This is a genomic window from Paenibacillus sp. 2KB_20, assembly GCF_052115765.1.
Lineage (GTDB): Bacteria > Bacillota > Bacilli > Paenibacillales > Paenibacillaceae > Paenibacillus_AQ.
The window spans coordinates 107,699-133,276 of sequence record NZ_JBFRHH010000008.1; the positions used below are offsets into that span (position 1 = coordinate 107,699).

The following is a 25,578-nucleotide window of genomic DNA, read 5'->3' on the forward strand; positions in this document are numbered from 1 at the left end:
TCGTGATCTATATAGAAAAAGCAAAGAGGTTACCATCCAATTAAGGGAGGTAACCTATTCTTCATAGATAAATATATGAAATTAGTGGACATCCCGGAAGAGTCCGATTACTTTACCGAGAATCGTAACATGGTTCAGGCGCAGTGGCTCGTAGGTAGGATTCTCCGGTTGCAATCGTACATGATCCTTCTCCTTATAGAAGGTCTTCACAGTTGCTTCGTCTTCCTCTGTCATCGCTACGACAATGTCGCCATTGTCTGCTGTTTGCTGCTGGCGAACAATGACATAGTCGCCGCTGTGAATGCCGGCTTCGATCATACTGTCACCAATAACCGACAACATGAACACCTTATCGTCGCCTACATAATGCTGTGGGAGTGGGAAGTAATCCTCAATGTTCTCCATGGCTGTAATAGGAACACCTGCAGTGACTTTTCCGACAACAGGCACTCTGGCAATGGTGTGAGTAAACAGGCTTGCGCTTTCGGACTCTTCTTGGCCAAGCAGTTCGATTGCTCTTGGTTTCGTAGGGTCACGGCGAATGAGGCCTTTCTTCTCCAAGCGGTCAAGATGTCCATGGACCGTTGAACTGGAAGCTAGTCCGACAGCCTCGCCGATTTCCCGGACAGAAGGCGGGTAACCCTTGCTACGAACTTCGTTGCGGATAAACTCTAAGATCGCCAGCTGGCGGCTGGATATTTTCGACATGCCGTATCAACCCCATTTAGTAACGTTTGGGAAAATTATAACATAGAACTTCCGTTCGTACAAACATAAGTTCTAAATAAAAATAGAACAAATGTTCTTTTTGGTATTGAATCAAACAAGTGTTCGTGTTAATATAAATCCATAAGAGAACACTTGTTTGGGAGATGATGATTCCATGTTGAAATACAGTACATACCGTAGCATTTATGAGAACGTTCCAGTGCAAACGAAGTCCTCGGAGACTTGGATCGATCAATTGAAGTCGAGAATGGCATCCATTCCTTTTATAAAGCTTTTATTCGTTCTGTTAATCGTAGCATCCTGTTGGACAGGGGCATATTCCGTTTTTGCCGGGGGGATGGATAAACCCACGGGGGAGAAGCAGGTTATTGTTCAATATGGCGATAGTTTGTGGCGGATTGCTTCCCTTCATAAACCGACAGATATGGATACGCGAGTATACCTGGATAGCATCCGAAGAATGAATGGATTGAAGGGTCCGGATATACAGGCAGGAGAGGTGTTGTCTTTACCGGTCTGGTAATGGGATGACACTACGAGAAACTCTTTCCTTATATATGTCCCTATTTCTCGCTTCATATTTGTAGGTTTGCCTGACGAAGTGATTTCACGCAGTATCGCGTGTTTAGAATAGATATCTATTGATTTCTTAACATAGAGGACCCATTTATAGGCATCATATGTTCATATTTGTTCTTAATCAGAGTTTGCAAGGGTGCAAGTTGCCTTGACAAGCTCTTTTTCACATGTTTAAGTTATACATGATATTGGAATTGGAGGAGAAGTCATGGACATCGATACTTTGGTTGAACGCATCAATGTGCTAGCAAGAAAACAGAAAAGTGAGGGATTGACCGCGGAAGAGCTCAAGGAACGGGCAGAGCTTCGGGAAATATACCTTAACAATATTCGTGGTAACTTTAGACAACAGCTGGAATCGATCGAATGGGTTGATGAAAATGAACAAAAAGGCGGCCCGCGATTAAAGCATTAGTCGATCAACTGGAACATGGATCTACAACCAGTGATTCATGACCAGATAGTAGGATAGAATTATAATACTTGGGGTGCCGATTATTCGGGGGAATCGAATACGGTTACCCCAAGTTTATATGGATTGGTAATATATTGAAATTTAATCCAGGGGGAACCATATGTCACGATCATGGGAAAGAAAAGTCAACAAAAATATGTCACAGCTCAACAAGCAGCGTAAGAAGCAGGGGCTGACCTCGTACCAAGGCTCTGCAGTTACTGATAAGCATGATGTATTTAAGGGACGTAAATATGTACTTCCGTTAGTGCTTGTTGCATTGGCTGGTGTGTATGCACTTCTTGGAACGGCGACGTCCGAGGCTGCAGGTGGAAGCAACGATGTACTGAACTGGGTAGGTGTCAGCTTGTACATTCTGTTAGCGCTTATGATTTTCTTACGCAAGCCTTATTTGAAGATTGAGCGTGCTTCCGTATCCACCATGAAGTTCAATCGGGAACGTCGACTGGCTGTATCGGATATCGAGAAGATCAAATTGGCTTCGGGTTCCGTCGTGATCCAGGGTAAGGGGAAAGCAGGCAACTGGGTATTCTCGCGTATGATGAATCTTTATGATACGAAAGCGATGGGCGAAAGATTAGAAGAGTTCGCAAAAACTCATCAAATTCCAGTAGAGCATAATTAACAAATAGAATAGATCACAGTGTATATGAGGAGTGGGAGAGACATGCCGATAGCTGCGGTTTTGTTTGATTTGGACGACACGTTATTGTGGGATGAACGTAGTGTGGAAGAAGCGTTTGAAGTGACATGCCAGGCCGGAGCGAACGAGACCGGCATTGATGCCAAAGCACTGTTGGCCGCAGTACGGGAAGAAGCGAGAGCATTATATGAATCATATGATACCTTTGCTTTTACCAAAATGATCGGAATTAACCCTTTCGAAGGCTTGTGGGCTAACTTCACGGCTGGATCGCAGCCTGAATTCAGAAAGCTGCAGGAGCTGGCACCCGTATACCGCAAGGAATCATGGCGACGCGGACTTCAGCGCCTAGGCGTTGATAGTGAAACATTGGCCGAAACGTTGGCTGCACAATTCGCTGCTGGACGCAGAACTAGACCCTATGTATATGAAGAAACGTTTGAAGTTCTGAAGGAATTACAGGGAAATGTAAAGCTGCTGCTTCTCACGAACGGAAGTCCGGATCTGCAGCAGGAGAAGCTGGACGGTGTTCCAGAACTGGTTCCTTATTTTGATCATATCATCATCTCCGGTGATTTTGGCAAAGGGAAGCCGGATGTTTCCATCTTCCAGCATGCTCTGGATTTGTTGGGTGTTGAGGCGGATCAGGCCGTAATGGTGGGAGATAAGCTGACCACAGACATTAAAGGCGGGAATGCGGCAGGACTGCATACGGTTTGGATCAATCGGGTAAACCGACCTCACGATCCGTCCATTCAACCGAAGTTTGAGATCAAACATTTATCGGAGCTGCATGCCATCGTCGCATCCTTGTAAACTACGCAATGAAGAACTCACACCCGAATAATGGGTCCGCAATCGTACATAGGAACAGCCCTAACAGCAGATTCTGCGGTTATGGGCTGTTTTTTTGTTGGTTACACAAATGGACTTGAGCCGTGCATTTGGCAATGATAAACGTCACACAATTGTAAGCTGCATGAGATAGAAGTAAAAGAATAATGCGATATAATGGTTTAGGTAACTTAACGAGGTTTGGTAATGACCATTACGTGAATGAACCATACATAGCCCTATTCTGTAAAAGAGGTGTAGAGAATGACCCGAAAAAAGATAGCCTTACTTGCAGCCATGGTGCTGATGGCGGTTGCGCTTGCCGCATGTAATGACAGCAAAGCGGAATCCGGAGAAGATGTGATGGCGGAACCCATCATAGTCGAGCTGTCTCTGACGCCGGAGAGTATTAAGGCTGGTGAGAAGGTGCTGATCGAAGCGAAGGTGACGCAAGCAGGCAGTCCGGTCGAAGATGCGAACAATGTGGAATTTGAAGTGACGCTGGAAGGCGGAGGCGTTCAGGCAAAGGTCCCGGTTAAGCATGATCAGGACGGGGTTTACAAAATGGAGAAAACCTTCGATGAGGCTGGAACCTATCGTATCGTTTCCCATGTCACGGCGAGAGGACAGCATTCCATGCCGTTGAAGGAACTGAAAGTAACGGAGTAACACATCGCAAAATAAATAAGGCAGCACATGGTCCGCAAGGCGGATCGATGCGCTGCCTTATTTCGTTTTCCTATTCAATCTGCCCGCAGGCTTATTGGAATTGAGGATCTTCTACCGGTGTAGCAACCCAGCCGTTCTCTTCAATGAAAAGACGAACAGCGATGATCTGCTTGTTCTCCATCAATGTGAAGAAGTGAGGTGTATTTTCCGGTACGGAAATGACATCGCCTGGCTCAAGCTCAACATTAAAGTAACCGACATCGTCGGAGCCCTTAATAATGAAGATTCCTTTACCGCCGACAATCGCACGGATTTCATCTTCCGCGTGGGTGTGAACCTCTTCGAATTTCTTCAGCAGGTCCTCGATATTGGGTGTAGATTCGGAAAGTGTGATGACATCCCAAATTTTGTAGCCGCGTCTTGCAGCCAAGTCACGAATTTCTTCATCATAGATGTCCAAAATGCGCTTCTTATCGTCATCACTAAGCTTGAAATTTTCTTGAAGCGCTGCCGGGAGTTTTTCCATATTCCAGTGCTCGTAAACAACCTCTTGGTTACTCAGGAATTCCCGAACATTATCTTCTCCAGTAATGCGTTCGTTCGTGTTGCGAATCACAATCTCTGCCATTTCTTTAACCCTCTTTCTCCCGTTGGATTAATATGTATTATAGCCCCCCTCACAGCATTTGTCATCTGCAAATGTTGATTTGTACCCATTGCAACGCAATATTTCGGCTTTTCTATTGAAAAATATTCTGATACACTAAGATTTAACGTTTTCGGGGGAGGTTTATGAGTTGAACAAGCCTAGCTTACAAGAAATACTTAAAGAACGAATATTAATTCTTGATGGTGCCATGGGCACAATGATCCAGCAGGAGGACCTCTCAGCTGAAGATTTTGGCGGCCCGGACCTTGATGGCTGTAATGAAATGTTGGTCATTCATCGACCGGATGTCATTCAAAAAATACATGAACAATATCTTGAAGCAGGTGCCGACCTGATTGAAACCAATACGTTTGGCGCAACCTCCGTTGTGCTTGCTGAATACGATATTCCTGAGCTTGCCCGGGAAATCAACCTGAAAGCGGCTCACTTGGCCCGCGCAGCGGTTGAAAAATATTCCACGCCGGACAACCCACGCTATGTGGTAGGAGCCATGGGTCCGACAACCAAGACGTTATCGGTTACCGGTGGTGTGACCTTTGCCGAATTGATCGAGAGCTACGAGGAGCAAGCCGTTGCTTTGATTGAAGGCGGGGTTGATGCGCTTCTGCTCGAAACATCGCAGGATACATTAAATGTGAAGGCCGGGAGCATTGGGATTCGCCAAGCGTTTGATAAAACGGGCGTCACGCTTCCAATTATGATATCCGGTACGATTGAACCGATGGGAACGACGCTGGCCGGACAAAATATAGAAGCATTCTACATCTCTTTGGAACATCTGAATCCCGTATCGATTGGCCTTAACTGTGCAACGGGCCCGGAATTCATGCGTGACCATATTCGCTCCTTATCCGAAATGTCGAGAAGTGCCATCAGCTGTTATCCTAACGCGGGTCTCCCGGACGAGAACGGGCAGTACCATGAATCCCCTGAATCGTTGGCTCAAAAGATGGGGGCTTTTGCTGAAAAAGGCTGGCTCAACATCGCCGGCGGATGCTGTGGGACAACACCCGACCATATTCGCGCTTTAAAACAAACGATGGATGGCTTCTCCCCGCGACCGCTGGATGGTGGGCATTTGCCGGCATTATCCGGTATCGAGCCGGTATATATCGAGCAGGAAAACCGACCGTATATGGTAGGGGAGAGAACGAATGTTCTGGGTTCCAGAAAGTTTAAGCGTTTAATTGTAGAAGGTAAATATGAGGAAGCCTCCGAGATCGCTCGTGCCCAGGTCAAGAATGGTGCGCATGTCATTGATGTTTGCGTACAGGATCCGGATCGTGAAGAATCGGAAGATATGATTAAGTTCCTGGAGCTAGTAGTTAAAAAGGTTAAAGTGCCGCTCATGATCGATACCACGGATCCGGCCGTTATTGACCTGGCGCTGCAATATTCGCAAGGGAAAGCGATTATTAACTCGATTAACCTTGAAGACGGTGAAGAGAAATTTGAGCTTGTGATCCCGTTGGTGCATAAATACGGTGCCGCGGTTGTCGTAGGAACCATTGATGAGACCGGTCAGGCGATCCATCGTGACGACAAGCTGAAGGTGGCCCAGCGTTCTTATGATCTGTTGGTCAACAAATATGGTGTTTCGCCGGAGGACATTATTTTCGACACGCTTGTATTCCCGGTAGGTACAGGGGACGAGCAGTATATCGGATCAGCCAAGGAAACGATTGAAGGCATCCGAATAATAAAAGAAGCCATGCCAAAAGTGCATACGATTCTCGGAATCAGTAACGTTTCCTTCGGATTGCCGGAAGCGGGCCGTGAAGTCCTGAACTCCGTGTATCTGTACGAGTGCACAAAAGCCGGATTGGACTACGCGATCGTGAATACCGAGAAGCTGGAGCGTTATGCCTCGATCCCAGAAGAAGAGCGTCGCCTAGCCGAGGATCTGATATACAGAACCAATGATGAGACGTTGGCGGCTTTTGTCGCGGCATTCCGAGATAAAAAGATAGAGAAGAAGGTTAAGGTATCCAATCTGACACTCGAGGAGCGACTTGCATCCTATGTAGTGGAAGGTTCTAAGGAAGGCCTCGTTCCGGACTTAGATATAGCATTGACCAAATACGGCGCGCTCGAGATCATTAATGGACCACTGATGGCCGGGATGACCGAGGTTGGACGTTTGTTCAACAACAATGAACTGATTGTCGCGGAGGTGCTGCAAAGTGCCGAAGTAATGAAGGCATCCGTAGCGTATCTGGAATCCTTTATGGAGAAAAACGAGACGTCGGTCAAAGGGAAAATCATGCTTGCCACCGTGAAGGGGGACGTGCACGATATCGGTAAAAATCTGGTGGAGATCATCTTGTCCAACAATGGTTATCAAATCATAAATTTGGGTATAAAAGTACCACCGGAGCAAATTATCGAGGCATACCGCCGTGAGCAGCCTGATGCTATCGGCTTGTCCGGTTTGCTGGTGAAGTCAGCCCAACAGATGGTATCCACCGCCCAGGATTTGAAAAACGCAGGCATTAGCGTTCCGATCATGGTAGGGGGGGCGGCTCTGACACGGAAATTCACGAAGACCCGCATTCGTCCCGAGTATGACGGCATGGTGCTCTATGCCAAGGACGCCATGGATGGTCTTGCGTTGGCCAACCAGCTCAGCGATCCGGTGCAGCGGACGAGAATAGCGGAAGAGATTAAGGCAGAGCAGGAAGCTGATGCTGCCGCTCCGCAAGTGGTTAAAGTGATGCCGAAGCTGTCAGAAGGACTGCGATCCAAAATTTCGACCGATGCTCCTGTATATTTACCGCCGGATATGGAGCGGCATGTGCTCCGGAATTATCCGATTTCGCACATTCTGCCTTATATCAACATGCAGATGCTGTTAGGACATCATTTAGGCCTGAAAGGCTCAGTGGAACAGCTGCTGAAAGCCAATGACCCGAAGGCGGTATCGCTTAAGGAAACCGTTGATGGTATTCTGGAAGAGGCCGTTCAATCGGGGATCATACAGGCGCATGCAATGTACCGTTTCTTCCCGGCACAGTCAAGAGGAAATGATATTCTAATATACGATCCAAAAGATACAACAAAAGTATTACATACCTTTACGTTTCCAAGACAGCAGGTTGAGCCGTACCTGTGCTTGGCGGATTTCCTGAAATCCGTAGATAGCGGGATTATGGATTACGTTGGATTCCTTGTCGTTACAGCCGGCCACGGCGTCGGAAAATTGTCCGGGGAATGGAAGGACAAGGGTAACTATTTGCGCTCCCACGCACTTCAATCGGTCGCACTGGAAACGGCAGAAGGGCTGGCGGAGCGGATTCACCATATGATGCGGGACTCGTGGGGATACCCCGATCCGGCAGACATGACGATGAAACAGCGCTTGGGTGCGAGATACCAAGGCATTCGCGTATCTTTCGGGTATCCGGCATGCCCGGATCTGGAGGATCAGGAACCGTTATTTAAATTGATGCTGCCAGAAGATATTGGCGTTCATCTGACCGAAGGTTTCATGATGGAACCTGAGGCATCGGTATCCGCCATGGTGTTCAGTCATCCGGAAGCTCATTATTTTAACGTAGATAAAGCTTAACATTTGAATACCGGTAAAGCCGGTTTGAAATCCTCCGAATGTTTCGGGGGATTTCTCCGGTTTTCAACCGAAAGGGGAGAAGAGGGATGGAACTCTATTTTCTAGGAACAAATGCGGGGGTTCCTACGCTGCAGCGTAACGTAACCTCGATTGCACTGCGTATGCTGGAAGAACGAAGAAGTCTGTGGCTGTTTGATTGTGGAGAAGGTACGCAGCATCAAATATTGAAGTCCCCGCTCAAGCTGTCCAAGCTTGAAAAGGTATTCATCACCCATATGCATGGTGATCATGTATTCGGTTTACCGGGTTTGCTGTCCAGTCGTGGTGCCCAAGGGGTAACTTCACCCCTGACGATATATGGTCCCCCTGGTATTAAGACCTTCATTGAAACTACGCTGAATATTAGCCAATCGCGCGTTCCTTATACGATGGAGGTCATTGAACATACCGGAGGCGTGCTGTTTGAGGACGATAACTTCCTCGTGGAATCGGCAAAGCTGGATCACAGGGCCGAGAGTTATGGCTACCGTATCGTGGAGAAGGATCTTCCCGGCAGCCTGGACCTGAAACGGTTGGCGGACTATGGACTTAAGCCAGGGCCGCTTTATGGCAAACTGAAAAGAGGGGAAAGCGTAGAACTCGGCGACGGCCGATGGCTTCATGCCTCTGAGGTGCTCCTGACACCGAAAAAAGGGAGAGTGGTTACGATCCTCGGGGATACAAGGCCATGCCCTGGAGTGGAGACTCTGGCCAAAGACGCCGATCTTTTGGTCCATGAAGCCACTTTCATGGAGGATCTGTCGGAGCTCGCGCACGAATACTATCACAGTACGGCTAAACAGGCGGCGGGAGCAGCGAAACGGGCTGGAGTAAGAACGCTGTTCCTGACCCATTTTAGCTCCCGGTATAAGGATATGGAGCATTTGCAGCCGCTGCTCAAGGAAGCGCAGGAGATTTTTGAGAATACACGCTTGGCAGAGGATTTCGGATTATACCCAATCCAGCGCAAATCATAAGCCAATAGAGCTGCTGCTATTTACAGGGAAATATCGAGTGATGGAGTGAATTATTTTCCGGGAAAGCGCAGGAAATGACAAACCGGTTGATAATCACTAATGCTTGGACACTCTTCGATTTCTTTCGACTGATTAGCTACCGGGCTGAAGTACTAGCCATGAGCCTTGCAACCGGAAGTAGCCTTCTTTACAATAATACTAACTGGAGTTTCTACGTAAGTATGCTTCAGGGTAGTGTATGAACCGAGGTTATACATATTATACCGATATATGACGATGAATGACGATCACAGCGATGCCGAGAAAGCTCATACTTTAGCCGATGAATCATTTATGGCGTGAAGGAAAGAAATAAAGAAGGTGCTATCAATTCATGGAAAAACCAAAACCAAAAGGATTACTGATTGACCTGGATGGAACGCTTTATCATGGCCGTTATCGAATTGAGGGGGCAGACCTTCTCATCGAACGGCTGAAGGAATTGCAGATTCCGTTTCTGTATGTAACGAATAATTCATCACGAACACCCGAGCAGGTTGCGGCGCATCTGATGGAGTTGGGGATACCTGCCTTGCCGGAGGAAGTCTGCACCTCTTCCTTGGCTGCAGCAAAATATATCGCGGAGAAGTCACCGGGTGCCAAAGTGGCGATGCTGGGAGAAGTGGGGCTCCGTGAAGCCCTCTTGTCTGCGGGTCTAAATATCGTGGAGCAGTCCCCTAAATACGTGATTCAAGGAATCGACCGTTCGTTCGATTACGAGAAGTTAACCCGTGCCGTTCGCTGGATTCAGGAGGGAGCCGTGTCGATATTGACCAATCCGGATTTGCAGCTTCCATCAGATACCGGCTTGATGCCAGGTGCAGGTTCGCTGGGTGCTGCGATCGAAGCCGCTTCCGGAGTGAAACCGACGGTCATCGGAAAGCCGTCCTCGATTTTAATGGAATTTGCTTCGGATCGTCTCGGTTTGGCTCCGGAGGACACTTATGTAATTGGAGATAATATACGTACGGATATCGCGGCCGGCGCGCATGCCGGCTGTAAGACGGTGCTCGTTATGACCGGAATCACGACCGATCTGAATATGGAGACACATATGGAAGCCACGGGTGTCACACCGGACTTTATTTGCCGAGATTTGAGCGAAGTGATAAACCTGCTGTGCTCATAATGAGCGAAAGTGTACATTAACTTTTGTGATTGACGAAAGGGAAGATGAATGATGCCGGAACTGCCGGAAATGGAAAATTACCGAAGATTGTTATCGCAGAGCATTTTGAATGTGCCGATCACGAATGTTGTCGTGAACCGTGAAAAATCACTGAATGTGACGGTTGACGAGTTTACTTCCGAGTTAAAGGGAAGCAAGGTCATTTTTGTGGAGCGCAGAGGCAAACACCTCATATTCCATCTGCATAACGGAGGCAGATTGCTGCTTCACCTCATGCTGGGCGGCATTTTGTATTTAGGGCATAGGGATGAGGAGCGTCCCTCAAGGTCGACCCAGGTCGAGATCACATTTGGTGAACAGGTGCTGTATTTTATCGGTTTGCGTCTGGGTTACTTGCATTTCTTAACAGCCAGAGAAACGGAAAATGCGCTTAAAGAGCTTGGTCCTGAACTTCTGGATCGGCGAATGACCAAAGCGCGCTTCGTTGAACGGATTGGAAAACGGCGGGGCGCTTTAAAAACAACGCTGGTTAATCAGCAGGTTGTCGCCGGAATTGGCAACTGTTATGCGGATGAGATTGCCTTTGATGCTCACATTCACCCGCTGTCCAAAATTCAGGATTTATCGGAGCAGTCTTTAGAGCAGTTATACGAGAGTGCCGTTAAAGTGATGCACGAGGCGACGGATGGCGGCGGATATATGGAAATGCCGTTTCAGGAAGGGGATACTCTGACGGGAGCTTATAACGACGAGTGTAAAGTTTACGATCGCGAAGGAGAGCCCTGTGTTCGCTGTGGCACGCCGATCGTGAAGGCGGAGCATACCTCGCGCAAAGTGTTCTTTTGTCCAAATTGTCAGCATGAAGTCTAAAGTCCGGATTGGAAGTCATGTCAGCACACGAGGCGGATTTCTCGCAGCAGCTCAGCACGCAGCCGGCATCGGTTCACTCGCCTATCAGTATTTCCCGAAAAATCCGCGCAGTCTTCATTTGAAGACGCCGGATGCCCGCAATGCCGCCGCATGCTCAAAGTTTTGTCAGGAACAAGGACTCGTTTCGATCGCGCACACACCATATCCGACGAATATGGCGGTTGGCTTAACGCGGGGAGAAGAGTTTTACCAGTTGACCGTAGATTCCCTTAAGAATGATCTCATGATTGCCGAGGCTTGCGGATCGCTGGGTATTGTGGTTCATTTTGGGCATCTCAAGAGCCAGGATATCCTTGAAGGGTATCAGAATATTATTCGCTGTTTGAATGATGTGTTGGCTTCCTGGACGGGAAGGGCCAAGCTGCTGATCGAGAATCAGGCGGGAGACCATGGGTCCATGGGGATGACGCTTGAAGAGAGTGTAAAGGTTAGACAGCTTGCTGATGATCCGGAAAAAATAGGCTTTTGCCTGGATACCTGCCACTTGTTTGCTGCCGGAGGCTGGGACATTTCGAATACGGATGAGCTCCTTGCCAGAGGCAAGGAGCTAGCCTATTGGGAATCCACCGTTGCCGTTCATCTGAACGATTCGAAATATGGGGCCGGTTCAAGAAAAGATCGCCACGCCCGCATCGGACAAGGTATGATAGGTACAGAAGCCTTGAAGCGTTTGGTTCTGGCACCGGAACTTGCGGGCAAGGCATTTGTTCTGGAAAGTGAAAAAGGGGCTGACGGCACACATCGGGAAGACATCGCTAAGGTGCTGTCCTGGTCCTGATTAAGGGAGAGAGTAAAATGATTCATCTGTATTTAGACGACTGGCGCCCCAATCCGAAAGGATTTGCGCTGGCTCGAAACGGGGAAGAGTGCTTGTTGATGCTCCGTGAATGCGAAGTGGATGTTCTGTCGCTTGATTTTGAATTGGGGCACGCCCAGATGAACGGCGGCGACGTGGTTGCAGCCATGATCGCCGAAAACCTGCAGGCCAGGGAAATATACTTGCATACCTCAAGCCCGTCGGGCAGAAGAAAAATGTATGAGCTGCTCTATGAGCACATGCCGGAAAGCGTCCAGGTTCACAATGGGCCGATGCCGGAATCCGTTCTGCGGGAAGTCGCCCAGGGTTCAAGATGATTGAGGTTACACAGCGTGAATTGACAGAGAGGCTTGAATGGCACGAGCGCCTGACGAAACGAGATGCGAATGCGGAGCCTGTCATCGTATTTTTACATACGCCATTATGCGGCACATGTGCCGCTGCGCGTAAGATGATCGACATTGTGGAACATGTGGTGCCGGATGTACAGCTGCTCGAAGCCGATGTTAACTTTCTACCGGGCATTGTGGAACGGTATCAAATTCGCAGCGTTCCTGCATTGCTGGCTATTCAGTCGAGTCCCCTCGCCGCGCCGGAGGTGCTGTACCGGATGGGTTCCGTGCAGGATATCGTAAGTTTTGTTAGGAGTGTGAGGCCGTGATTTCGTTACAGCATGTGTCGCTCGTCAGAGGGAGCCGTCATATTCTGGATGATGTTAGTATCGAGATGAAGCCGGGACAGAACTGGGCTATTTTGGGCAGGAACGGATCAGGCAAAACGACGCTGCTGGAAATGATGACAGGATATATGTTTCCTTCCCGTGGGCGTGTTGAGGTCCTGGGTCATGTTTACGGACAATGCGACGTTCGGGAGGTCCGGAAGTCCATTGGCTATATTAGCCAGTCATTATTAGAGAAATTGACCCTGAGCGACCCAGTCTGGGAGGTTGTGGCAACAGGGGCGTATGCCTTTCTGCGCTTCTACCAGGACATTCCGGAAGAGGCCAGGAATCAAGCCTATTCCCTGCTGAACGAAATGAATTTCGGCCATCTGGCGGAGCAGCCTCTCGGGACATTGTCCCAAGGTGAACGGAAAAAGGTGATGTTGGCACGCTCCCTCATGGCCGATCCGAAGATTCTGATTATGGATGAGCCTTGTGCCGGCCTGGATTTGTATGAACGGGAGAAGATGCTGCAGGAGATTCACAACCTGAGGCAGCACGAAATTACGGTTGTGTACGTCACGCATCATATCGAGGAGATTGTCCCTTTATTTACTCATGTGGCGCTCATGAAAGACGGCCGCTTAACGGGTGCGGGAACAAAAGAAGAAGTATTAAACCATGTACTTATCAAACAAACTTATGATATCGACGCTCAGCTGGAATGGGATGGCGGACGTCCCTGGATCAAAGTTATTTCTGGAGGTTAATCCGTTTGGATGAATTAAATATGATGCAAGAGCATGAGGAACAGAATCAAAATCACCGGGATTTTCACAGCAAGTGGGTATGCACAGCAAACCATGGTTTTGCTCCCTACGCCCAAGAAGAGCTGCGCCGGATGTTTGGCAGTTTAAAGAGCACGATGATGATGCCGGGCGAGGTGTTTTTGGCGACACTCGGCAGTTCCGAAGAGGAGGCGAAGCGGCTAATTACGTCTTCCCCGCCAATTTTTCTGCGGCATTTGTTTCCGGTACATCTGGAGGTAGCGGCCGATACCGCTGCCGAAGCATTGCATGCGGTCGTTGAGCATGTCATGAAGCAGGAGGAGATCGGCAGCAGCCGTGTATCCATCCAGATCCGAAAGACGGAGAACAGCTCGTGGAAGGAAAACCCGGCGGCGCTTCGAGATGAATTACAGCATCGCTTGGCTGCGCTAGAAATTGAATACACGGTTCAGGCACCGGAGTGGATTATTTCACTATTCGCTGCTGACAGCGTCTGGTATGTTGGCGTGTCGCGGCCGGAGGACAACCTGTCGGATTGGAACGGAGGCGCCGTCCGCTTTCAACGGGAAGAGGGACAAATCTCAAGAGCCAAATTCAAGCTCCTTGAGGCGGAGAAACAGTTCGGGATTCCGTTTGATTCCTTCCGCAAGGCAGTTGATATCGGAGCAGCGCCTGGCGGATGGACATCCTTTCTATTGGAGCGCGGCCTGCAAGTTACGGCAGTTGATCCGGCGAAAATGCATCCATCACTCGATGGTCATAAAAACCTCCGCGTGATTCACAAGAATGCAGCGGACGTATCGTTTAGAGATTCTGAGTTTGACTTGTTGGTGTGTGATATGAGCTGGAGTCCTAAACAAATGGCCAGAATGGTGACCGGGCTGCTGCACAGCCTTCAAACGGGCGGTACTGCTGTCATTACGGTGAAGCTGCTGACTAAGAAACCGATGGCGCTGGTAAAAGAAATCATGTCGGTGTTTGAAGAGTCCAGAATGCAGATTCAGGGAGCGAGGCAGCTGTTCCATAATCGGGACGAGATTACGCTATATATGATTAAGTATTAAAAAAGTCTTTACAAGTGAATGTAACTTGTTCTATAATGATTCCAAAATTAACCAACGACAACATTAGGGAAAGCATCCCGCTATTCATCACAATTCAGTGATGAGGCGGAGTGCTTTCCTTTTTTTGTTGTGTTTGTAAGTCAGAGGAGAGGGCGTTGACATGAATCAGCCTTGCAGATTGGTACATGGGGAAGTGTTGGGCGAGCGTTACGTGATTGACCGCGTGATTGGTGAAGGGGGCATGAGCTGTGTATATCTAGCCGAGGATCAGAAGCTGCCCGGGAAGAAATGGGCAGTGAAAGAGAGCTTGTCTGAACCCGGTATGCAGCGCGCCGTTCAGGATGAGGCACAGCTTCTGATTAAACTCAGTCACCCGCGGCTGCCCCGTATTGTCGATTTTTTTCATGTTCAGGATACCGGCTACACCTATTTAGTTATGGATTATATTCAGGGCATGACTTTGGAGAAGTACTTCCGAGGATATCGGGGAAATGTGAATCCGGACTTCATTATGGAACTGATCGAGCAATTGCTGGATGTTCTGGAGTATCTCCATAATCACGAACCTCAGGTTATATTCCGAGATTTAAAGCCATCGAACATTATGCTGACCGATCAGCTGGAGGTTAGACTCATCGATTTTGGAATCGCGAGAAGTTATAAACAGGAGAGTGGCGAGGATACGGTCAAGCTAGGCACGGTTGGATTTGCAGCGCCGGAGCAATACGGAGGAAGGCAAAGCGATGCGAGATCGGACCTGTATGGACTTGGTGCGCTTCTGCTTTATCTCTCAACCGGAGGCAAATTCAGTGAATGGATAACGGGTGTGGAGCGACATATTCGTGGCGATTTACCAAGAGAGCTTGTGCCCGTTATCCGAAAGCTGCTACAGTATGCTCCGGAGCACCGATATCAATCCACAGTAGAGGTTCGTTCAGCACTAAACAGGCAGCAGTCGATTACTGCGAATATTGCGGGTGTTCAGTCCAACACGCTAGCCGGGACGCTTGTGACGGCCGTATTGGGGACATCGTCCGGTGTAGGAACAACGCATAGCTGTATCGCATTTGGTCATTACTTGGCATCAAGGTACGGGAAGGTAGCGATCGTGGAAATGAGTGCAAAATCCACCGCCTTTACCCGGATTCAGGAAATTGCCGAGGGCGGGAAGCTTGGATCTATCCGAAAATTCGAAATCAACGGGATTCATTTCTGGCGGCAAACGGCCAGAACGGAAGTTATTTCGCTGCTCGGAGGCAGCTACGATGCAGTTGTGTTGGATTTGGGAGCATACCGGGACAGCGAACGGCTTGAGGAGTTTCTTCGGGCCGATCTGCCTATCGTTATCGGATCAGGAGCGGAGTGGCGACAGCATGATGTGGTGACGCTGGCCCGGATGCTGTTAAGACACCCACAGGCGGCAAGGATCTATGCACTGCCTCTTGCAGGAGAAGAAACAATTCAAGAGATGAGAAGAACGCTAGGAACGAATAAAGTTTATTCTTTACCCCTGCAATTGGATCCGTTTGAAGTACCGGACAGCAGCAGGGAGGCATTTGCACAGTTATTTCAGGACTACTTGCCGCCGGCAGAAAGGAAGCGAAGATTCAGGTTTCTAAAGAATTAACCGCATTTGAACTGAAGGAGATGAAGCAATGCCGATTATCAGGAGGCGCAGCCGCAAACTGATATTTGCTGGACTTGCCGGCGCAGCCGTAACGGGTGCCGTATGTGCTGGCGCAATGATGTATTATGTGCACGGTTATAAAGAGCAGCAGGGTGTAGAGCGTACTAAATACGAGCAGCGAATCACGGAGCTTGAAGAGACGCAGCTGCAGCAGCTCAATTCAATGAAGGTTGCATGGGTTCCGTTAAAAGATATTCCGCCTGGTCATTTCATAGATGCGAAGGATATTAAGGAAGTGCGTTTGCCTGATGACGGTTCTTCCGGCAATCTGTTCTCGGTCAAGGAAGAGATCGCAGGGAAGGGGGCTAAGATCGAGCTGCTGCAGGGAACACCGATTACCCGCTCGATGCTCTTTGAAGAAGAGCCGACACCGTCTGATCTCCGTCATCGGGAGATGAAGTCCGTATATCTGCCAAGCAATTTACGCCAAGGGGATGTGATCGATGTAAGGGTTCAATTTCCTACCGGACAGGATTACATCATTTTATCCAAGAAGAAGATCGACAAGCTTCAAAATCCAACGTTCTGGACGACGTTAAGCGAACAGGAGATTTTATTGCTTTCCAGCGCTTTGGTGGATGCTTATCTGCATGATGCAACGCTTTATGCACTCACCTATGTAGAGCCGGAGCTGCAAGATAGAGCGATTCCTAACTATCCTCCGAACGCTGAAGTAACGAAGCTGATTACAAGCAACCCGAATATTGTAAAGAAAGCTGAGAAGTTTTTCGAGGTTACGCTGCGAAACACGCTGGAAGAGGATTTAAAGAAGCTTCAACCGAATCAGCAGGCTCAGGTATCTGACATGCATCATAACTCGATCTTTGCCAGCGGTGCAAGGAGTCCGGACTCCTGGAGTCCTGCGTCCAACATAAGCTCGCAAGCGAAATCTTCAACGGATACGGAATGGAATACCGCTGACATCCGTTCTGACGATGAGTCCAATACAGAGACTCCGATCCGTGAAGAGCGGGATTCAGAAGCGGAGCAAATTTTGGGATCATCCGGCTCGCCAGAATCCCAGAATAGCAGTGATAAGGAATCACCAGAAGCGGAGTTGATATTCTCAAGTCCTTAGTAAGACAAGGCGAACCCCGAAGAACAGATGGTAAGTGAAGGAGTGTAATCAAATTGAAGACGTGGATATTTACAGGCATCTGTGATAAGAGCGACATGCTCCTCTATATGTGCAAAATATTAGCCAATGGAGACAATAGAGTACTGCTCGTGGATGGTGCGATTGATGCGAAGTACAAACATTGCATAGGCGTGATACATCCACAGCTGCCGGTTATGGAGTTTGCCGGATTCGACGTGGCAACCGGATTTGAGAACTATACGTCGCTGATGGACTATCTGGAGGAAACAGACGAGAGGAAATATGACTATATCGTCATGGACGTGGAGAAGACGGAATTCCTGGACAAGATGCAGTGGGATACAGCAGATGCCCATGTTTGGGTTAGCGGGTTTGAGGTAACAGGACTGCGTAAGAGTACGGCTTTGCTTGATGAACTGAGAGCTTCAAGAACAGATGCTCCGCTACCGCCGTTCCACCGGGTATATGTTCAGGTCATTGAAGATTTGATGGATGAAACCTACATTGAAGGCTATCTGGAAGACAGCCGGATTCAGTGGCTGGGTCCTCCCGTGAAAATGCCTTGGGATGAATTGTTTTTCGCCTTGAAAATAAAAAATGAACATGCAGGAAGATTGGGCATCAAGCCATTGTCCAGACAGTATAAACGATCGCTTACCGAACTTCTCCGCCTTTTAACGGAAATGGAGCAGCGGCATATTCGCCGGGCACTTCGGCAAGCAGGAAGGAGGCATGCATGAGTCTGATTGCTGTATGGAGTCCCTTGAAGAGCGGCAGTGGCAGTACGATGTTGGCTTCGAGCTTACCTATTGTATTGGCGCTTGAATATCAGGTTAAAGTGCTCCTCGCCCATGGTGGACATGCAGGGGAACGAGTGGAGCAAGCCTTTACCTATAAACAGGAAGCATTAGATTATATGACGGCATTTCAAGATACCGGAATGGATGCCTTGGAACGGCTTCGTGCAAGCGGGCGACTGAGCCCAGAGAATGTACGCAATTATACCTTGCCGCTCCTGTCTGATCGGCTCGATCTTTTATGTGGACCGAAACCCATGTCTGCCGATGCTATACATGCAACAGGAAATGCGGAGGACAGGAAACAGGCAGAACTTATGACCAGAGTTATGGAGTCCTCCAAGCGAAGTTACGACATCACGGTAGCCGATGCAGGAAATGGAGTTCCTGGTGCGGCAGATCGGGCGATACTTCAAGCGGCAGACTTAATCGTAGTTGGTTTGAATCAGAATTTGCATATCCTGGAGAGTGCGATTGAACAGGAGAGGTTGCCTCCAGAAGTGAGTGACAAGGCATGCTTCTATATCGTCGGCAAATATGACCGGGATAGCCATTGTACACTGCAAAATATCAAGCGCCGCTTTGGCATCAAGACGACGGTACTCGGTGTTCCGTATTGTTCCGGGATGACGGATGCATGGAATATGCGCTCAGTTATGCCCTACATGCAGCGAAGCCGGGGAGGCGCTGACCTGAAACGCATGAGCTCACTGTATAATGCGGTTCGTAATCTGGCGGATGCCGTGGCTGAACAGCTTGGTCTTCCTGCTGGCGGTTCGAAACTGGGAGGCCTGCATGCTCTTGGGTAATTCCTTGAATACGATATGGATCATCGTCATGATTTTGTTTGTATTGCTGTTTGTATATCTGCGTTATTTGGATACCCGAAAACCGGCGGCTACGATTTCGCGGGGATCGGACCCCTATTCTATTGAAGCTATGACTGCGTTTGTTAAAGAAAGCCTCCATCAGCTGACGCACAGCCAGTTGTCTGATTTAGGGTTGCACGAAGAGGAGTATCGCCGCAGGCTGAACAAGCGAAGCGAATTGAGAAGTGCCCTCAAGGGCTGCGTTTCCGGAGATGTGCTGGATAAGGCGTATGTAAAGGATTTTTTAAAGCAGCTCCTGGTAAGAGACCTAGGTTTGAACGAGTCCAACATTCATGCAGCCATTCCGTTCGAAAACCTGACCGAGTTAACGGCCCAGGATCAATTCGAGATCATATTATACCTGTATAAGCAGAGGCACGGAGAGGATGCTCTATCCGTACTTCTTGAAACGTATGATCTTGCAGAGCCGCGCGTGATTCCAGGTTATGGAGAGGGCAGCGTCTATGCGGTTACCGCGGAAGACATCGCATATATCTATGAGTCAGAGCAGCGTCCGCTCTTGTTTCCGGAGAAGCTGGACATCGTCGTTCAGCGCATATATCAGCAGTACAAAGGCTTTTCCGTTGTGGATGAAATCAGGGATCAACGGATTGACGGGATCAGTGGCGGCGTTAGTGGCATTCCTGTTAATCGTGACAGCGGGCAGGATATTTTTCACTCCGAGGATGAGTTTTTGGGGCTAAGTTTTTCGCATATCGAATCTCCTGCAACAGGCTGTGAGAGTGTGTGGATTTTTTATCGAGGGGTGTCGCTGCATCTAGCTTTTTTATCATTTGGTTCGATGCTGGAACTTAAGAGGGTATGTCAAAACATATACAAATACAATCATCCTGGGCAGCTTTCGGAAGCCAGCGGTTATAAAGTGAATGAAATGAAGGATGGCTCCAGGGTCGTTGTGGTCCGGCCCCCATTTGCCGAGTCCTGGGCGTTCTTTGTCCGCAAGTTTGATCTGCCCAAGGCTTCGCTGGATCAGTTAATTACGGGAAACGGCTCAGAATTGGTGATCGGTTTGTTGAGGTATTTAATGAAAGGCAGCCGGATTACGGCAATCACCGGTGCTCAGGGATCCGGAAAAACAACGCTGCTCATGGCGATGGTGGGTCATATTTATGCGTCTTATACTCTTCGGGTTCAGGAGATGGCCTTTGAGCTGCATTTAAGGAAAATCTACAGCCGCAGGAATATTCTCAGCTTCAGGGAAACCGAGCATATTAGTGGGCAGGCAGGTCTGGATCTGCAGAAGAAAACGGACGGTACCGTTAATATTCTTGGTGAGGTTGCCAGTGACGAGGTTGCGTCATGGATGATACAGATGTCTCAAGTGGCAAGTTTGTTTACCGTGTTTACCCATCATGCCAAGACATTCAAAGACCTTGTACAATCCTTGCGCAACTCCTTGCTCAAGAGCGGCGTTTTCAGGCAAGAGCATATTGCTGAGCAGCAGGTGGTCAGCGTGATCAACTTTGATATTCATCTTAGAAGAGACGCTGACGGTAACCGTTACATAGAGCGTATTACAGAGTGCATCCCGGTTGAGAAGGGATCCCTGCCACCATTCGAGGGAACTTCGGAAAAACGCTGGAAGAGCAGCATGGAGGAGTATTTTCAGCTAAGTGCAGAACATATGCGGAGATTGAACGAAGTAAGTTATTTCGTATCCCGTAATGTAATTGAATACCGGGACGGTGCCTATATCGCTGCCGCCAAGTTATCCGAAAGCAGTGTTCGTGAAATGTCCGAGCAGATGCATCCGGAAGATGCCGAAGAATTCAGAGTGTTTCTGGCTTCGGGTTGGGGGGAACAAAAGTGACCTCTAAAGATGTGTTAATACTGATTTTAATCATATCTCTGGCACTGTTTTCCATCACATTCGGTATCATGTCGTGGATGAACAGGAGACGAGGGGATCGTGAGGTAACTCCCGTCAAGGTGGATGCGGGCGAGGTGAGATCCTTGCGGGGGATGTACCGGCAATGGTTTCAATTGGCCTATATGTATGGGATGAAGCTCCCGCTAATCAAAACCTATCTTAAACGGATCAGACAGCGGATCGCGATCATGCATCCTTACGACGAAATATCACTCCGGTTTGAAACAGTGAGGCTAGCCTTGGCGATAACCGGCACGATCGGGTTAACCGCCATGCTTCTTATATGGAGTCATCCGGACTTAGGGTTTATTATCATTGTTATTCTCGTAGCAACGGTTATTAACAATATGCTCATTGAGATGTTCATTAACCGACTGGAACGAAAAATACTTATCCAATCGGTTGAATTGTTCTCCTCCGTCCGTCATCACTATCAGCAGCATGGAATGGTAGAGGAAGCTTTGTACGAGGGGGCGGAGACTTCTGGACATGAAATCTCTATGCATGCCCATCGGATCTACAATGCTTTGGTATCCCACGATCCTGATGACGAGTTGGAGAGGTATTATGAGGTAGCTCCGAACCGATATCTTAAAGCATTTGCGGGTATTTCACATCTGGTCATGGAGTTTGGCGATCATGCGAGAAAACAAGGCTCAATTTATCTGCATGGACTAAGCGGATTGACCAAGGAGATCCAATTGGAAATATTGCGCAGAGACAAGCTGGATTATTTAATGAAGGGCTTGAATGTGATTGCGTTGGCGCCGGTCTTTTTCACCAAACCGATTGAACGCTGGGCCAGAAGCAGTTTTCCATCGATGGATATGTTTTATATGAGCAAGCTTGGGTTTATGACCAAGATATCCATTTATGTCATTATTCTCATTTCTTATATCTTGCTTCAGAAGCTCCAGCAAAATCGAGAAACGGATTACCGCGCTGAGGTTCAGAAAATGACCTTGGAAGAAAGGATGTACCGAATTCCTGTTATGCGCTGGCTTGTGAAGGTGATGGCTCCGACACCCGGTACGGTGAAATATGACAGGCAGATACGGTTACTAAAGGAAAGCAACGCGAGAATCAAGTTCGAATGGCTCTATATCAGAAGGGTGACGTTTTTCCTCCTGGCTTTCTTCCTGTCGTTATCGCTGGCAGCAGGCCTGCATGTGCAGGCAAAACATCATCTGCTGTATGTCCCCGTTTCCCTGAACCATTCCCTGTTCGGCCAGATGAATGAGATCGAGCGCCGGCAGGCAGAAGAAACGGTTGAGCGTGATCGGCTGCTAATGGAACAATTGCATATGTCGCCGGATGTAACTGATGATCAGATCAAACAGATGGTCAGTGAGACAGACCCTATGGGATTGACCAAAGAACAAGTTGAAATCACAACCGATCGAATTATGACTAAACTGCAGCGCTATGATAGCGAGTATTTGAAATGGTGGGAGTTGCTCCTATCCTTTCTGGCAGGTGTGGCTGCATATGCGGCGCCATTATGGCTGCTGCATTTTCACCGGAAAGTTCGCAATATGGAAATGCGGCATGAAATTTATCAATTTCAGACGGTCATCTCTATATTGCGTGGAATGGAGCGAATCTCGGTTGAGGGCATATTAGAATGGCTTAATCGGTTTGCCGTTATTTTTAAGAGTCCCATTCAAAAAAGCTTGCTTCATTACGAACATGGCGCACAGTTGGCTTTGCTGGTGTTGAAGGAAGACGTCTGGTTTCCTGAATTTCAGCGGCTCGTGGACAAGCTGCTGCTTGCGGTGGATAAAGTACCGATCAAGGATGTTTTTGATGATCTCGATGGAGAAATGATATTCAGTTTCGAGCAGCGCAAGCAGGAATATGAAGCGATGATCGACACGAAGGCCGCATGGGGGCGAATGATCGGTTTTACTCCGATGTATGCGCTGATCTTTATGTATCTTGTCATTCCGCTAATCGGCATGAGTTTCTCCCAGATGGAAACGTACTATGAGCAAATTCAACGATTATAACGACACGAGGATGGGTCAACTGGAATTAGATCAGTAGATTTAAAAAATAAATAAAAGAATGAGGGAGATTTCAATGAATAATGCATCATCCGCTTTAAAGGTTGCAGCAGGTATATTTCTGACCATTGCTTTGATTACCATTGTTGTTATTTTGTTTATCTCGGCGCAGGAGGCAACCAAAACTGCTCAGAACAACTTTTCAGATATTCAAACAGAGCTGTCCCAGGCAGCATTTACCGTATATGACGGAACAACCATCAGCGGTTCTCAGGTGACAAACGCACTGCGCAAATACAAGGATAAGGATCAATTTGGCGTTTTCATAGCAACAGGCAAAAATAAAGCAGGGCAATGGTACGGCAATGTGTTGGAGAAGGACGGTTCGATTCCCAATCCGGATTCAAGACAGGGAAATATCGAACACGTTATGGATGAGAAAAGCCCGGAGTACGTCAATCCAAGCGGGAAATTTAAGGCCACCATCGTTAAGGATGATTCCAACGTGATCAGAGGCATCAAGTTTGATCAATAGTTATGAATGGAAAGGTGACTTGCCTTGCGTGAACAAACGATAAGCGCGCTGGAAATGGCAGCAGGGGTGGCATTATTTCTTGGCGCAGCCCTGTATGCATTCCATATTCAGACGATGGTTGATGGCGGTATATCAGCCGCAGGGAGAATGACTCAGGAGCAGCATGCGGGTGTGATCACCGTAGAGATGACGAACGAGAACAGGAAGCTCATTTATAAGGGGAGCGAAGTATTATTCACGCTGCGAGAGGTTCAAGCAGGCGGCTTCAATATGTATGTAGATGGAGCACTGTTCCGATCAGGAAGTAATCCGGAGGAGCTGGATCTCTCGATCATTGATATGAACGCCCGTTATGCTACGGAGTACGTTCGGAGAATCAATGGAGATGTGGAAAGCATCCAGTTTGTTAAAGTGAGGTAACAGCAATGTCAAACTCGGTTTCGAAATGGTTTGCTGCCTTTCTGGCACTTCTTCTGCTGTACTTGGTTCCCGCAGGTGAGATGGCCAGAAGACAGGATGATCTGTCACGACTTGTTGTTTATCAATCCGTCACCAAATTCGTGGACAGTGTTCGTACGAAGGGGTATATTACTCCGATCATGTACAATGACTTCCTGCAAGAGCTGGCAGCCACCGGGAACATTTACAATGTGGAGATGGAGCACCACCGCAAGAAGTACCACCCGGAATATGGGGATCCTTCAGATCCGGGTACATTCCTGAATCGTTATTCCGTCGTATATGATGCTTACTATCAGGAAGATGTTATGAGATATTTGTTCCCGGAGTCGAATGTTGATAAACACGATGATAGACGCCGATATCGCTTAACGGCCGGAGATCACTTCCAGGTAAGTGTCAGTTCTCTGAATCGAACACCCGGACTGATCATGTTCGATGCGCTGACCGGATCAAATTCAGGTGGAAAAGCAGCAATCGCATTCCCATACGGAGGCTTGGTTCTGAATGAAGATTACTGATCTTGCCATCGTATTCACCGCCGTGTTTTTCCCCATGTTTATTATTCTGGGCATGCGTGCAGAGAGTCTGGAGGATGTCCGGTACGTAGAGATGAAATACTCGGCAGCTCTGCGCACAGCCGTCCAAGACGGTGGGATGATGCTGAACGATAATGAGACCCAGGACAAAGAGTCGGCATATGATTCTTTAAAGTTCATGCGTGCGGACAAAGAGCGAGCGCTGGAGTCCTTTTCTCAGACGCTGTACATCAATATGGGGATCGCGGATGATCCGGCTGCGCAGACTGCCCTGTGGTGGTATATTCCTGCTATCGTTGTGCTGGATTATGACGGGTATTATATGTATGTTTCGCAAACTTTCACCAACGCGTATGGGGAGGAGCTCATGGAGCACAGATGGACACCCAAAATCCCTTATGCCTGGAATGATGGCAGGGGCAACAGCATCCGGTTTACATTGGATTCCTTCGTTCAGGTGTATGAATCAGGTGGAGGCTCCTCCATCTGGCACTCTGGCTTTCGGGAGGATCTGACTGGCAGGACGGGTGTAGCTTTGCTGGAAGATAAAGATAGGTTTGAACAAGTTAGGCGGATCACGATTGTGAATACCGTTCAAGATCATCTGGCTTATTACATACAGCGGCACAACCAAGTGGCGCTCCGAAACGGAGTATCCTATACGTTCGCGCTTCCGTTGATATCCCAGGAAGAGTGGGTGAATACGATTGATGATATCGGTATGATGGCATTTATTCAAGGTATTCCCCTGGGCGATCAGTATTATAATAACTATGCCCTTGCAGGCGGCAGACTCGTTAAAGCTCCGGTTTATTTCGGAGGTGTGGATAGCAGGGGACTCAAATATTATTATCGCGATGTCTGCCAATACAACTATCGCGTGGAAGAAGTGTTTCCGAGTGCCAAGGAGGCAGCGGCAGCCGGTTATCAGGAGAAAAACTGTTCTAATCCCGGTGTTCTATAATCTCTGAAAGTTATGGTTTCTGCCGGACTCCAGGATGTGATACAATAAACTCTTGACTGTGTATATTTCGCTAAATTAACATGAAATAAGTTCATTTTATACAGACAGGAGTTACTATAGC

General features: G+C 48.2%; 26 protein-coding genes. 24 read left to right on the plus strand and 2 right to left on the minus strand.

Annotated elements, in window-relative coordinates; all coding sequences use genetic code 11:
* Positions 1 to 81 precede the first annotated feature (81 nt).
* Positions 82 to 708: a transcriptional repressor LexA gene (lexA, locus tag AB4124_RS22685; RefSeq protein ID WP_076321144.1), complete on the minus strand. Its 627-nt coding sequence runs from the start codon at positions 706 to 708 to the stop codon at positions 82 to 84.
* Between the two features lie 175 nt (positions 709 to 883).
* Between lexA and AB4124_RS22690 the strand changes: the two genes are divergently transcribed.
* From AB4124_RS22690 to AB4124_RS22710, 5 genes are all read left to right on the plus strand, one after another.
* Positions 884 to 1,252, plus strand: coding sequence for a LysM peptidoglycan-binding domain-containing protein (locus AB4124_RS22690; protein ID WP_076321339.1), 369 nt, complete (start codon positions 884 to 886; stop codon positions 1,250 to 1,252).
* Between the two features lie 264 nt (positions 1,253 to 1,516).
* A complete protein-coding gene (locus AB4124_RS22695; RefSeq protein ID WP_076321145.1) occupies positions 1,517 to 1,723 on the plus strand; it encodes a DUF896 domain-containing protein in 207 nt (68 codons plus the stop codon).
* Between the two features lie 160 nt (positions 1,724 to 1,883).
* Positions 1,884 to 2,408 carry a hypothetical protein gene (locus tag AB4124_RS22700; RefSeq protein ID WP_076321146.1) on the plus strand — a complete coding sequence of 175 codons (525 nt, stop codon included), beginning with the start codon at positions 1,884 to 1,886 and terminating at the stop codon, positions 2,406 to 2,408.
* Between the two features lie 42 nt (positions 2,409 to 2,450).
* The gene (locus AB4124_RS22705; protein WP_441974261.1) at positions 2,451 to 3,242 is read left to right on the plus strand and encodes an HAD family hydrolase; all 792 of its coding nucleotides are present in this window, start codon (positions 2,451 to 2,453) and stop codon (positions 3,240 to 3,242) included.
* A 282-nt stretch (positions 3,243 to 3,524) separates the two neighbouring features.
* Entirely contained in the window at positions 3,525 to 3,929 is a 405-nt protein-coding gene (locus AB4124_RS22710; protein WP_076321148.1) for a FixH family protein, read from the plus strand.
* A gap of 91 nt (positions 3,930 to 4,020) precedes the next feature.
* Here the strand turns inward: AB4124_RS22710 and AB4124_RS22715 are convergent, their stop codons facing one another.
* Positions 4,021 to 4,557 carry an acireductone dioxygenase gene (locus AB4124_RS22715; protein ID WP_430130274.1) on the minus strand — a complete coding sequence of 179 codons (537 nt, stop codon included), beginning with the start codon at positions 4,555 to 4,557 and terminating at the stop codon, positions 4,021 to 4,023.
* A 169-nt stretch (positions 4,558 to 4,726) separates the two neighbouring features.
* Between AB4124_RS22715 and metH the strand changes: the two genes are divergently transcribed.
* From metH to AB4124_RS22810, 19 genes are all read left to right on the plus strand, one after another.
* Positions 4,727 to 8,167, plus strand: coding sequence for a methionine synthase (gene metH, locus AB4124_RS22720; RefSeq protein WP_441974262.1), 3,441 nt, complete (start codon positions 4,727 to 4,729; stop codon positions 8,165 to 8,167).
* Between the two features lie 86 nt (positions 8,168 to 8,253).
* On the plus strand, positions 8,254 to 9,183 hold the full coding sequence (gene rnz / locus AB4124_RS22725) for a ribonuclease Z (protein WP_441974263.1): 930 nt from the start codon (positions 8,254 to 8,256) through the stop codon (positions 9,181 to 9,183).
* A 373-nt stretch (positions 9,184 to 9,556) separates the two neighbouring features.
* Positions 9,557 to 10,351 carry a TIGR01457 family HAD-type hydrolase gene (locus tag AB4124_RS22730; protein WP_441974264.1) on the plus strand — a complete coding sequence of 265 codons (795 nt, stop codon included), beginning with the start codon at positions 9,557 to 9,559 and terminating at the stop codon, positions 10,349 to 10,351.
* Between the two features lie 51 nt (positions 10,352 to 10,402).
* Entirely contained in the window at positions 10,403 to 11,221 is an 819-nt protein-coding gene (gene mutM / locus AB4124_RS22735) for a DNA-formamidopyrimidine glycosylase (RefSeq protein ID WP_076321153.1), read from the plus strand.
* Positions 11,211 to 12,059: a deoxyribonuclease IV gene (locus AB4124_RS22740; protein ID WP_441974265.1), complete on the plus strand. Its 849-nt coding sequence runs from the start codon at positions 11,211 to 11,213 to the stop codon at positions 12,057 to 12,059. The genes mutM and AB4124_RS22740 overlap by 11 nt, the downstream gene beginning before the upstream one ends.
* Positions 12,060 to 12,076: 17 nt before the next feature.
* On the plus strand, positions 12,077 to 12,415 hold the full coding sequence (locus tag AB4124_RS22745; RefSeq protein ID WP_441974266.1) for a cyclic-phosphate processing receiver domain-containing protein: 339 nt from the start codon (positions 12,077 to 12,079) through the stop codon (positions 12,413 to 12,415).
* Positions 12,412 to 12,759: a thioredoxin family protein gene (locus tag AB4124_RS22750; protein WP_098743275.1), complete on the plus strand. Its 348-nt coding sequence runs from the start codon at positions 12,412 to 12,414 to the stop codon at positions 12,757 to 12,759. The genes AB4124_RS22745 and AB4124_RS22750 overlap by 4 nt, the downstream gene beginning before the upstream one ends.
* A complete protein-coding gene (locus AB4124_RS22755) occupies positions 12,756 to 13,529 on the plus strand; it encodes an ABC transporter ATP-binding protein (RefSeq protein WP_441974267.1) in 774 nt (257 codons plus the stop codon). The genes AB4124_RS22750 and AB4124_RS22755 overlap by 4 nt, the downstream gene beginning before the upstream one ends.
* 5 nt (positions 13,530 to 13,534) lie before the next feature.
* Positions 13,535 to 14,611, plus strand: a complete 1,077-nt coding sequence (locus tag AB4124_RS22760) for an SAM-dependent methyltransferase (protein ID WP_441974268.1) — start codon at positions 13,535 to 13,537, stop codon at positions 14,609 to 14,611.
* A 160-nt stretch (positions 14,612 to 14,771) separates the two neighbouring features.
* Positions 14,772 to 16,238, plus strand: a complete 1,467-nt coding sequence (locus AB4124_RS22765) for a serine/threonine protein kinase (RefSeq protein ID WP_339272390.1) — start codon at positions 14,772 to 14,774, stop codon at positions 16,236 to 16,238.
* Positions 16,239 to 16,266: 28 nt separating this feature from the next.
* Positions 16,267 to 17,376, plus strand: a complete 1,110-nt coding sequence (locus AB4124_RS22770) for an SAF domain-containing protein (RefSeq protein ID WP_441974269.1) — start codon at positions 16,267 to 16,269, stop codon at positions 17,374 to 17,376.
* Positions 17,377 to 17,429: 53 nt separating this feature from the next.
* Entirely contained in the window at positions 17,430 to 18,137 is a 708-nt protein-coding gene (locus AB4124_RS22775) for a hypothetical protein (RefSeq protein ID WP_441974270.1), read from the plus strand.
* Positions 18,134 to 19,003 carry a hypothetical protein gene (locus AB4124_RS22780; RefSeq protein WP_441974271.1) on the plus strand — a complete coding sequence of 290 codons (870 nt, stop codon included), beginning with the start codon at positions 18,134 to 18,136 and terminating at the stop codon, positions 19,001 to 19,003. Before AB4124_RS22775 ends, AB4124_RS22780 begins: the two co-directional genes overlap by 4 nt.
* On the plus strand, positions 18,990 to 20,894 hold the full coding sequence (locus AB4124_RS22785) for a pilus assembly protein CpaF (protein WP_441974334.1): 1,905 nt from the start codon (positions 18,990 to 18,992) through the stop codon (positions 20,892 to 20,894). The genes AB4124_RS22780 and AB4124_RS22785 overlap by 14 nt, the downstream gene beginning before the upstream one ends.
* On the plus strand, positions 20,891 to 22,963 hold the full coding sequence (locus tag AB4124_RS22790; protein ID WP_441974272.1) for a hypothetical protein: 2,073 nt from the start codon (positions 20,891 to 20,893) through the stop codon (positions 22,961 to 22,963). Before AB4124_RS22785 ends, AB4124_RS22790 begins: the two co-directional genes overlap by 4 nt.
* Before the next feature lie 73 nt (positions 22,964 to 23,036).
* Positions 23,037 to 23,495 carry an ABC transporter permease gene (locus tag AB4124_RS22795; RefSeq protein ID WP_076321164.1) on the plus strand — a complete coding sequence of 153 codons (459 nt, stop codon included), beginning with the start codon at positions 23,037 to 23,039 and terminating at the stop codon, positions 23,493 to 23,495.
* Positions 23,496 to 23,519: 24 nt separating this feature from the next.
* Positions 23,520 to 23,915, plus strand: coding sequence for a hypothetical protein (locus AB4124_RS22800; protein ID WP_430130309.1), 396 nt, complete (start codon positions 23,520 to 23,522; stop codon positions 23,913 to 23,915).
* Positions 23,916 to 23,920: 5 nt separating this feature from the next.
* Entirely contained in the window at positions 23,921 to 24,475 is a 555-nt protein-coding gene (locus AB4124_RS22805) for a hypothetical protein (RefSeq protein WP_430203943.1), read from the plus strand.
* Positions 24,462 to 25,457, plus strand: coding sequence for a hypothetical protein (locus AB4124_RS22810; protein ID WP_441974273.1), 996 nt, complete (start codon positions 24,462 to 24,464; stop codon positions 25,455 to 25,457). Before AB4124_RS22805 ends, AB4124_RS22810 begins: the two co-directional genes overlap by 14 nt.
* Positions 25,458 to 25,578 lie beyond the last annotated feature (121 nt).

What these genes read in the sequence shown, in the direction of transcription:
- lexA (WP_076321144.1), bottom strand. Translation starts at nt 708, where the DNA reads ATGTCGAAAATATCCAGCCGCCAGCTGGCGATCTTAGAGTTTATCCGC.
- AB4124_RS22690 (WP_076321339.1), top strand. Translation starts at nt 884, where the DNA reads ATGTTGAAATACAGTACATACCGTAGCATTTATGAGAACGTTCCAGTG.
- AB4124_RS22695 (WP_076321145.1), top strand. Translation starts at nt 1,517, where the DNA reads ATGGACATCGATACTTTGGTTGAACGCATCAATGTGCTAGCAAGAAAA.
- AB4124_RS22700 (WP_076321146.1), top strand. Translation starts at nt 1,884, where the DNA reads ATGTCACGATCATGGGAAAGAAAAGTCAACAAAAATATGTCACAGCTC.
- AB4124_RS22705 (WP_441974261.1), top strand. Translation starts at nt 2,451, where the DNA reads ATGCCGATAGCTGCGGTTTTGTTTGATTTGGACGACACGTTATTGTGG.
- AB4124_RS22710 (WP_076321148.1), top strand. Translation starts at nt 3,525, where the DNA reads ATGACCCGAAAAAAGATAGCCTTACTTGCAGCCATGGTGCTGATGGCG.
- AB4124_RS22715 (WP_430130274.1), bottom strand. Translation starts at nt 4,557, where the DNA reads ATGGCAGAGATTGTGATTCGCAACACGAACGAACGCATTACTGGAGAA.
- rnz (WP_441974263.1), top strand. Translation starts at nt 8,254, where the DNA reads ATGGAACTCTATTTTCTAGGAACAAATGCGGGGGTTCCTACGCTGCAG.
- AB4124_RS22730 (WP_441974264.1), top strand. Translation starts at nt 9,557, where the DNA reads ATGGAAAAACCAAAACCAAAAGGATTACTGATTGACCTGGATGGAACG.
- mutM (WP_076321153.1), top strand. Translation starts at nt 10,403, where the DNA reads ATGCCGGAACTGCCGGAAATGGAAAATTACCGAAGATTGTTATCGCAG.
- AB4124_RS22740 (WP_441974265.1), top strand. Translation starts at nt 11,211, where the DNA reads ATGAAGTCTAAAGTCCGGATTGGAAGTCATGTCAGCACACGAGGCGGA.
- AB4124_RS22745 (WP_441974266.1), top strand. Translation starts at nt 12,077, where the DNA reads ATGATTCATCTGTATTTAGACGACTGGCGCCCCAATCCGAAAGGATTT.
- AB4124_RS22750 (WP_098743275.1), top strand. Translation starts at nt 12,412, where the DNA reads ATGATTGAGGTTACACAGCGTGAATTGACAGAGAGGCTTGAATGGCAC.
- AB4124_RS22765 (WP_339272390.1), top strand. Translation starts at nt 14,772, where the DNA reads ATGAATCAGCCTTGCAGATTGGTACATGGGGAAGTGTTGGGCGAGCGT.
- AB4124_RS22770 (WP_441974269.1), top strand. Translation starts at nt 16,267, where the DNA reads ATGCCGATTATCAGGAGGCGCAGCCGCAAACTGATATTTGCTGGACTT.
- AB4124_RS22780 (WP_441974271.1), top strand. Translation starts at nt 18,134, where the DNA reads ATGAGTCTGATTGCTGTATGGAGTCCCTTGAAGAGCGGCAGTGGCAGT.
- AB4124_RS22785 (WP_441974334.1), top strand. Translation starts at nt 18,990, where the DNA reads ATGCTCTTGGGTAATTCCTTGAATACGATATGGATCATCGTCATGATT.
- AB4124_RS22795 (WP_076321164.1), top strand. Translation starts at nt 23,037, where the DNA reads ATGAATAATGCATCATCCGCTTTAAAGGTTGCAGCAGGTATATTTCTG.
- AB4124_RS22805 (WP_430203943.1), top strand. Translation starts at nt 23,921, where the DNA reads ATGTCAAACTCGGTTTCGAAATGGTTTGCTGCCTTTCTGGCACTTCTT.
- AB4124_RS22810 (WP_441974273.1), top strand. Translation starts at nt 24,462, where the DNA reads ATGAAGATTACTGATCTTGCCATCGTATTCACCGCCGTGTTTTTCCCC.